7 protein-coding genes and 1 pseudogene are annotated in these 9,242 nt (G+C 36.5%); 1 reads left to right on the top strand and 7 read right to left on the bottom strand.

Translation table 11 applies throughout. The features are described 5' to 3' along the window. Positions 1-632: 632 nt before the first annotated feature. The 6 genes and pseudogenes from ADA55_RS24510 to ADA55_RS31545 form a co-directional block, all read right to left on the bottom strand. Positions 633-2,042 carry an NAD-dependent succinate-semialdehyde dehydrogenase gene (locus ADA55_RS24510; protein WP_081088776.1) on the bottom strand — a complete coding sequence of 470 codons (1,410 nt, stop codon included), beginning with the start codon at positions 2,040-2,042 and terminating at the stop codon, positions 633-635. 242 nt (positions 2,043-2,284) lie between these two features. Beyond that, positions 2,285-3,148 carry an alpha/beta fold hydrolase gene (locus ADA55_RS24515; RefSeq protein ID WP_048688524.1) on the bottom strand — a complete coding sequence of 288 codons (864 nt, stop codon included), beginning with the start codon at positions 3,146-3,148 and terminating at the stop codon, positions 2,285-2,287. Between the two features lie 4 nt (positions 3,149-3,152). Beyond that, positions 3,153-3,551 (bottom strand): hypothetical protein, encoded by a 399-nt coding sequence (locus tag ADA55_RS24520; protein WP_048688510.1) that lies wholly within the window; start codon positions 3,549-3,551, stop codon positions 3,153-3,155. Between the two features lie 207 nt (positions 3,552-3,758). After that, the gene (locus ADA55_RS24525; RefSeq protein WP_048688513.1) at positions 3,759-5,618 is read right to left on the bottom strand and encodes a sigma-54-dependent Fis family transcriptional regulator; all 1,860 of its coding nucleotides are present in this window, start codon (positions 5,616-5,618) and stop codon (positions 3,759-3,761) included. Positions 5,619-5,824: 206 nt separating this feature from the next. Next, a pseudogene (locus ADA55_RS31540) lies at positions 5,825-6,129 on the bottom strand (ArsR/SmtB family transcription factor). Between the two features lie 248 nt (positions 6,130-6,377). Continuing rightward, positions 6,378-6,716 (bottom strand): histidine phosphatase family protein, encoded by a 339-nt coding sequence (locus ADA55_RS31545; protein ID WP_081088632.1) that lies wholly within the window; start codon positions 6,714-6,716, stop codon positions 6,378-6,380. 528 nt (positions 6,717-7,244) lie between these two features. Between ADA55_RS31545 and ADA55_RS24535 the strand changes: the two genes are divergently transcribed. Further along, positions 7,245-8,507 carry an Nramp family divalent metal transporter gene (locus ADA55_RS24535; RefSeq protein ID WP_048688518.1) on the top strand — a complete coding sequence of 421 codons (1,263 nt, stop codon included), beginning with the start codon at positions 7,245-7,247 and terminating at the stop codon, positions 8,505-8,507. Positions 8,508-8,750: 243 nt separating this feature from the next. Here the strand turns inward: ADA55_RS24535 and ADA55_RS24540 are convergent. Then, a partial coding sequence (locus tag ADA55_RS24540) for a tyrosine-type recombinase/integrase (protein WP_048688521.1) occupies positions 8,751-9,242 on the bottom strand: 492 nt, incomplete at its 5' end.

Genomic DNA, 9,242 nt, shown 5'->3' on the forward strand with positions numbered 1-9,242 from the left:
AAAATAAAAAGAGCCAAAAGGCTCTCTTAAATCATCGAATGGAGTTTAAATTTTAATGCTCCCCTGTATGATAAGTTAAATATTACAAGATATTGTTAATTTAAACCATGTTTAATCATTGGTTTATAATAATTAATTAATATAACAATTTAAGGGCTACTAATCACTTAAAATACTTTATCTTTCATAAGTGTCTTCACTACATAAATTTGTTGAAATATAGAAAATAAACTTCATTAATGGTTTGTTTAAACGACTTCACCGGAAGGGGGCGCATCCAGGCTTCAGATAAGGAGGAATGTTCGTTTATCTAATAGCAGCAGAAGCCATGAGCCGTTTGGAGGATGCAATACAGTAATTTTCAAGTGTATATTACTGTGTTTTTTCATTCTATCAATTAATGTTTAACATTATTAGCAATTTTAATATGTTAAACACACACTATAAATAGAAAACGTGTATATTATGTATTAACATTTGATAAAAACAAGCCAGATTTACTATCAGTGTTTAGTTTACATAATACTTATTATCAGCAATTAAAAAAACTTGGATTTGAAGTCTTCCTAAAATAAAGTCAAATTCATATATAATTTGATTGGAATTGCTTCATGAATCTCAAGATAACAAGATTAAATGCCGATGGAAATGTATTTCACTTCCAAAAACTCCTCAATACCATAATGGCCGCCTTCACGTCCTAGTCCGCTTTCTTTAAATCCACCAAATGGTGCCTGTGCAACAGACGGAGTGCCGTCATTTACACCAACGATCCCGTATTCCAAGTCCTCACTTACACGAAACGCACGTCCAAGGTTTTCAGTAAATACATACGCCGCTAATCCGTAAGGAGAATTGTTCGCACGCTCAATCGCTTCTTCTTCCGTTTTAAAGGTCGTAATCGGCGCGACTGGTCCGAACGTTTCTTCTTTCATACAAACCATTTCATCTGTTACACCGCTTAAGACTGTTGGTTTAAAGTAATAGCCGTTCGTTTCTCGAAGCGCATTGCCACCGGCCAATATTTTTGCGCCTTTATCGACTGCATCAGAGATATGGCTTTGTACTTTTTCTACTGCTTTGTCGTTAATGAGCGGACCGATGTCAGTCCCTTCTTCTAAACCGCTGCCTACTTTTAATTCCGAAACAGCTTTCACGAACTCTTGTGTAAATGTTTCGGCGATCCCTTCTTGCACATAAATGCGATTTGTACAAATACATGTTTGACCGGCATTACGGAATTTTGATTCAATAACACCTTCCACCGCTTTTTCGACATCGGCATCGTCCATCACAATGAACGGTGCGTGACCGCCCAATTCAAGCGAGACCTTTTTCACGGTGTCCGCTGCGCGTCTCATTAAATATTTGCCGACTTCCGTTGAACCCGTAAACGTAATTTTCTTTACACGGGTATCGTCTAGCCAAACGTTTCCGATTTCTTTCGGGTCTCCTGTAACGACATTGACAACCCCTTTTGGGATGCCTGCTTCTTGCGCGAATTTTGCTAAAAGCAACGCAGTTAACGGAGTAGACTCAGCTGGCTTAACAACGACCGTACAACCTGCTGCTAATGCCGGGGCTACTTTTCTTGTAATCATCGCCGCCGGGAAGTTCCAAGGCGTAATCGCTGCGACAACACCAACCGGATGCTTTTGAACGAGAAGGCGTTTATCAGAATGCGCAGCCGGAATCGTTTCTCCATATACACGCTTTCCTTCCTCTGCATACCATGTAAAAAAACTGTTGGCATACTGCACTTCACCAAGCGCTTCTTTTAATGGTTTTCCTTGCTCCATGGTCATCGTTTTAGCAATTTCCTCTTTGTTTTGATCGATGAGAGTAAACCACCTTTTTAAGTATTCACTACGTTCATAGGCCGTCGTTTTCGACCACGTACGAAACGCCTTATGTGCCGCATCTACTGCCGTTTTTGCTTCCTCTCTCCCGCCGTTAGGCACGGTCGCAATGATTTTTTTTGTGGCAGGATTATCTACTTCTAATACGTTATGAGTATTAACCCATTCGCCGTTTATGTACATACTGTAATGTTGCATTGATCTTTCCACTCCTTTTTCGTTTCAAATAAATGCTCGCAATCTTCTCCTTGAAAGAAGGTTCTTTTGTAAATCAGGACACATAATAAAATTCCAACCGTAAATGCCAATGTTGCGCCTTTTACAGCAAGGACAGAAAAAATTACAGGAGAGACTTTTCGTCTCCCCTGTATGATGTCACGATTCGTTTGAAACAGACTTTGTGATGGTCTCTTTATTTTTATTTTTTATACTAATGTTTTTTCTTTGGTTAAGATATCTTGAAGAACATCTTCCAAGTATTTAACAAATACTTCGTGGTTTTCACTCATTGGGAAATGACCAATACCTTTCATTTCTACAAACTTGGCTCCTGGTATTTGTTCAGCCGTACGTTTAGAGTCTTCAGGTGTTGAAAGATAGTCATATTCTCCTGTCAGCATATATACTGGACATTTATTCGTATCAATTTGATGGAGCTTTCCACGTAAATCATGATCTACACTATAAAAATATAGGTCTCCTTTAAATACACCTGGAGCCCCTTGGCTATAGTACCACGATGTTAAACGACGATCTTTTTCTGGGCTTTGTGGAGCCATGAGTCCCCAGACTCCTGATCCACAAACTTCTCCACCGTGAGTATGGGGATGATTCCACCATTCCTGATAAAATCCAGGTGTATGGTCGGATCCCTCAACAGGTATGGTGGCTCGGAAGTACTCAGGATACTCAAGTGCCAACTGAAGAGCAGCATGTCCGCCAAAAGAGCTTCCCATAAAAATAGGATTTTCTAACTCCAAAGCCTCACAGAAATTAAGAACAAATTGAAGATAAAAATCTGTTGTAAGCTTGTATTCTTCTTTCCACCATTCCACACCATGAGGGGGATCTGATTTACCGTGTCTTGGTAAATCATAAGCTATCACCCTAAAATTCTGTGTAATGTTTGAATCTTCAAGTAAGTCTCGCCATTGTCTGCTGTCAGCCCCAGCTGTATGCTGACAAACTAATGGGATACCTTGTCCATTTTCCTCAAAATAAACCTTGTGCTCAATGCCATCTACTTCAACATAAACATATTGACCTTTAACAGAAGAAAATTTACCCATCATATTACACTCCTTTAACTAACTTGTTTTTCACTTCTCTAGTAACATCCAGGAAACGGATCATGTACCTCAAATTGGCATAAAGTTCCTTAAGATTTCCTTCCAGCTGCAAATTCCCTTGAAAGACTGCTGCGAATAATTCATGGAACATTGGAGGTGGTATTTGCTGAGTGAATTTTTCCCAAGCTTCTAAACTACCTCTAATCGCAAAACTCCATCCGTCTAACGCTCCCTTTTCAAAGAAGTTAGTCAGTTTACCTTGCTTAATTTGGACTATGTATTCCTTTGCACCGATTTGCAAGAGTAAGTCTGTAACACAATATTTACCTATTACATTTAACTCTTGATCTGTGTTTACGGCTTCCTGGAAATTTTCCATCCATTCTTTTGATCCTACTTGCATATTTTATTAGCCTCCCTTTACTTGTTTTATTGGGACATGGTCCTCAACTTGATATATTGCAAGAACCGTGCCAATTAATTAGACGTTTAAAATAAAGTGAAAAAGGAGTCTGCAATGGGGCTTTTACTTTATGAGCTTGATGATTCCCATTTTAAAAATGTACATTTGACCGGTCTGTGTTCGGACAGACGAACAGTTATATATACTTTATTCGACGTTGTATTTTTGAATTTTCCGATAAAGAGCACTGCGGGAGATACCCATTTCCCTCGCAGCTTGGGCACGATTACCGTTGGCTTTATTGAGAATGATAGAGAGATATTCACGTTCACTTATTTTATCTATTGATTGATCCAATCCTAAAAACTCATGTGCATGAAATGAATCGAAGTGATCTTCATCATGTAGATAAACAATTCGCTCAATTACGTTCCTCATCTCTCTTAAATTCCCTGGCCATGTATGTTGTTCGAATATATTCATTACTTTTGGAGTGAAAGAGATTGTTTTTCGTTGTGCTTTTTCACAAGCTTCACCTAACATTGTATTCAAGATGCTTTCCACGTCTTCAATTCGTTCTCTTAAAGAAGGGATTTTTATATTAAAAACGTTTAACCGATAATAGAGATCCTCTCGAAATTCTCCTTTTTCAATTAGTTCTTTAATATTTTTATTTGTCGCAGCTAAAAAACGTACATCAACTGGAATCGGTGTAGTACCTCCTACTCTTACTACTTGTTTTTCTTCTAAAGTTCTAAGAAGAGTAGCCTGTAAATCAAGTGGTAAATCTGCTATTTCGTCTAAGAATATGGTTCCTTTGTCCGACGCTTCAATTTTCCCTTGACTCCCTTTATTTTTTGCACCTGTAAAGGCTCCGCCTTCATAACCAAACAACTCTGTAGTAATTAGTTCTCGAGGCAAGGCTGCACAATTAATCGCAGTGTAAGGTTGGTCCCTTCTTTCGCTTTGCTTGTGAATAAAGCGAGCCATAAAGTCTTTCCCGACTCCACTTTCCCCCTGTATAAGAATACTTGCATCACTTCTTGAAACCTTTATAGCTGTTTGTATGGTCTTCTGGAAAGCTGTATTTTTAGTGTTAAAGGCAAAGTAATCTTGATTGATTTTACCTTTTGGTAGGGTTTCCTTAGTTTGGGAATGTATAAATAGTACGTTGGCTAATGGTTTACCTCGCTTCACTATTTCTTCTGAATTGATGAAAAACTTCTTCTCATTCACTTCAATTTCGGTTGAAACTGAACCTTTTTCAACGCCACTCAATATCATTTTTTTACTTGATTCCGAATGACCGTTGTATTCTTCCCACAACTTTAAAAAGTCATGAGCAGGCTTGTTTTTGTATAACTCTATACCTTGTTTATCAAACGATATAATACCTGTGTTGGAGTTGAACTTATGAACGTATTCAGTTAATACGTGTGATAAAACTTGCTCTTTGATTTCTGCTTTATGAAACCGGTATCTTTCACTAATAACATGAGCACCAGCAAATGCCAGTGTATATAACTCTCTCAAATCATTATTAGGACCCATACGGCAAACGTCAAAGGCCCCTATGTATTCTCCATTAACAAAAATAGGACACGCAGAACAATCCCAAACGCGAAGGGCTAAACAGTAATGCTCATTCCCTGAAGTAGCCATGGCAGTGCGTGTTCTAAGCGCAATTGATAGCCCTGTTGAACCAACGTTTTCTTCCATCCATCGTGCACCTACAGACATTCCACACTGGTCGGCTATTTTTTGAGATTTGTGATCAGCCATCATTTCCACTAAGTATCCTTCTGTATCTGCAAGTAAAAGAAGGTATCCTCCTCCTTTTAAGCGCTTACAAAAATCCTTCATAACTGGCAACGCTGCATTAATCAGGTCGAGGTTTTTCTGTCGTCTTCCTACAAGGTCACTTTGTGGAATATGAGAAAAAACATTTTCCCTCTCATGAGAAACACCCATCTGTTTACACCTATTCCACGATTCCAAAACTTCTTTTCGTACGTTGATGTCGGTGTTCCCATCAAGAACAAACTGCCTCCATTGCTCGTCAGCCATAATAAATATTCCCCTCCTCAAAACTGAATTTCGTTGATATGCATTCATACATGAATATACCTGGTGTTAAACTTATTCATCATTATTTTCTTTACATCATTGATGGTACTTTCATTAAACATTTTAATATATCTGAATTTGTCGATATATTTGAGGGGTTAAGCTGAATTTTTCAACACAATGGCGAGAAGTTCAGTCTAATTTTCTTATATGTCTTGCCGAATATACTCGGCGAGTTGAAGGATGTTTTTTCTTCGTTTCTTTTATAATATGTCCACTTTCCAATACGGGTGGAACTTACAATAGGTCCAGATTTCTGTAAAATGGAAAGATATTGAGAGACCGTTGATTGTGTAATATTTAATTTTTGGTGAAACTGGCTTACATATACCCTATATCTCGAAAATCACCCACATCCTGAAGGGAAAAATGTTTTTCCGGCTCTTAGCCATTCTAGCATTTTAAGCCTTGTTTCATTTGATAAGGCTTTGAAAATTTCAATAGGTTTCATGATTCTTATTATATCTATTATTTACGATATGTAAAATCATTTATTGTCTTGTAGGTTTTCGTTTAAAAACATTCATTAGAAACATAAGACTAATTTCTTTTAAATATAGAGATAAAGGAGAGCACATATTAGTTATGTATAATATGTGCTCTCCTTTTTATTAAATTAAAGCTCCCTATTGCGGAACAAGAAAAACAAATTTCTTATTCTGCCTATTTAACATAACGTCACATTACAGGAGGTAGAGACTAAACACTCGTTACATTATTTAGGTGTGTAACATCACCCTCCGATAATAGGTGATGCATCCCATCTTTTATTTCTAAGATTTTAAGGCTTGTGTCATGTATAAATGGTGGTGCCCATAAATCTTTAATCGATTTTCCTTTCATATACATGAGTAAAGATTTTAGAATAACAGAATGAGTGACATCTAAAATATTTCCGGACTTATGTTTTGAGACAATGTTATTTAATACTTTGACAGATCTATTAATAAGTTGGTCGAAGGTCTCACTAAGAGAATTCCAACCTAAAAAGTCATTTTCCTTGAAGTGAACCCCTAAAATGGGACACACATAAAACACCTAGGCAACCTGTTCCTTGTATTCGAAACGGGACAGGTTGTTTAATTTTCCTATGTAACTTTGAAATAAAGATTAATCAAAATGGATTCTTCATCAGCAGATTTAAGTTTGGTTTTTATAAAAAAGTTTGATCATTTTCTATCTATGTTATTCCAGAATCGCGCCCATTAATGGAATAACACGACTGGCGTTTTTATACATCTTTATTGTAAAAGCAACAACTTTATTCGTAATGAAACACCTTTAAAATTCAACAAATCCATTACTACTTTCTTTTTTTGAGAGTTTGTATATGTTTTCCAAAAATTAATAATTATATCTATATTCTAAAATGATTGATTTTTCTTAAAAAAACATCAATAATAGAATAGTTAAAATAAAGGAAAGGAATTTTAAAATAATAACTTAGATCCACAAAGTGAATCAATTTCACTATATTTTTTCTATATAGAGCCATTTTGATTTAACTCTTTAATTTCAGAATACCATTTGAAAACGTTATCACCAAGAATACGAAGGGGGATTACAATGATAGAACAAAAACATACACAAATTGAGCAAGATCTGGGGGTAAAAAAATCTTCCATTATTGGACCTGGATTGATCGTTGCTGCTACGGGCGTAGGTGCAGGTGATTTAGTTGCCGCACTTGTGGCAGGTACAAATTATGGATTAGTATTTCTTTGGGCGATTCTTATAGGTTCCATTCTTAAATTCGCTTTAAATGAAGGCGTTGGTCGTTGGCATTTAACAAGTGGTAAAACTATATTAGAAGGCTGGCACCTAATGGGGAAATGGGCAACAGGTTATTTTGGTGTTTATTCAGTCATTTGGGGCTTTGTTTATGGTGCTGCAGGTACAGCTTCATGTGCGCTTGCAATGGCGGTATTATTCCCTCAAATTTCTTTAACTCAATGGTCAATCATCCATGGATTATTAGCATTTATATTAGTATGGTGGGGAAAGTATAAAACATTTGAAAAAATCATGAACGGGTTAATCGGAATCATGTTTATCACAGTTGTTGGATCTGCCCTTCTAGTCATCCCACAACTTAGTGATATTTGGGGGACTGCTGTACCGACACTTCCACAAGGTTCATTAGTATATGCTCTCGGTTTAATTGGTGGTGTAGGTGGTTCACTAACAATGGCTTCTTATGGTTATTGGTTACAAGAGAATAAATGGAAGGGATCATCTTTTATACGTGCGGTTCGCTATGATTCTGCGATTGCATATATTGTTACTGCGTTGTTTACAATCTCACTTCTTGTATTGGGTGCAGGATTATTATATGGAACAGATGTTAATATTAGTGGAGAAAAGGGATTAGTAGAGTTTGCTTCCATCTTAGGTAATGAACTACATCCATCTGTTCGATATTTATTCTTAATTGGATTCTGGTCAGCTTCATTTACTTCTGTACTTGGAGTATGGAATGGCGTTCCTTATTTATTTGCCGATTTCGTTAGATTAATTCGTCATCAAGACATTAGTAATAATGATTTAAGTAAAACAAAGGCATATCGTTTCTATGTATTATGGTTAACATTCCCTCCAATGCTACTACATTTCATAGGAAAACCTGTTGGATTAATCATTGCATATGGCGCACTAGGATCTATCTTTATGCCTTTTATGGCAATCACTTTGCTTTATTTACTAAACAAGAAAAAATATGTTGGTAAGCTTGATCGTCATCAGTGGCTATCTAATATTGCGCTAGGCGTTAGTATTTTATTATTTATTATTTTAACTATTAATGAATTAAAAAATATATTTTTTAGTTAATCGTAGACAAATTAGTGTATGTGATGTACGACTCCTCAATATGAATCAAACAGTACTCCAATTGTATTATAAATTGGAGTACTGTTTTTGTTGCCAAAAATGCTCTAGCCCCCATATAGACAATTTTTATGTTTCACTTCTGCAAGAATATGGCCCGATTGTTGAACACAAGTTAAAAACCTCTCTTCAACTAATCAGCCCCGATAGTTTATTAAGAACAAAATAAAAAGGAACCTTGGTCCCTTAAAAATACTTTCTATACAAGTCTCTCCGCATTGCACCACTTAGATATGCATAAATTTTTGTGGTTTCACTTTTTTCATGACCCATTAAATTTTGAATCACTTCTAGAGGGGCTCCATTATTCAATAAATTTGTGGCGTAACTATGTCTAAGTTGGTGGGGATGAATGCTCTTTTTAATGTCCGTTCTCTTTGCTACCAGTTTTATAATGTTTTTCGCTTGAGAAATACTCATTCGGTGGGGTGCACGTGTTGTCACAAATAGTGCTTCCTCCTGATCTTTTCGCTCATTTAAATATCGCTTCAACCATATTTCACAACGAGTATTTAAATATACTTCTCGTTCTTTATGTCCTTTACCTAATACGATTGCTGATTGATTAGAGAAATTGATTGAGGCCCTATCTAGAGTTATTGCTTCACCAATTCTGCACCCTGTTGAATACATAAACTCAAATAAAGCATTTTCGAATGTTGTATGACAAGCTTCCCG

Source organism: Bacillus sp. 220_BSPC (assembly GCF_001054655.1).
In the GTDB taxonomy this organism is placed as follows: domain Bacteria; phylum Bacillota; class Bacilli; order Bacillales; family DSM-1321; genus Peribacillus; species Peribacillus frigoritolerans.

Coding starts and splice junctions, on each gene's coding strand:
- ADA55_RS24520 (WP_048688510.1), bottom strand. CDS start 3,551: ATGCAAGTAGGATCAAAAGAATGGATGGAAAATTTCCAGGAAGCCGTA.
- ADA55_RS24535 (WP_048688518.1), top strand. CDS start 7,245: ATGATAGAACAAAAACATACACAAATTGAGCAAGATCTGGGGGTAAAA.
- ADA55_RS24510 (WP_081088776.1), bottom strand. CDS start 2,042: ATGTACATAAACGGCGAATGGGTTAATACTCATAACGTATTAGAAGTA.
- ADA55_RS24525 (WP_048688513.1), bottom strand. CDS start 5,618: ATGGCTGACGAGCAATGGAGGCAGTTTGTTCTTGATGGGAACACCGAC.
- ADA55_RS24515 (WP_048688524.1), bottom strand. CDS start 3,148: ATGGGTAAATTTTCTTCTGTTAAAGGTCAATATGTTTATGTTGAAGTA.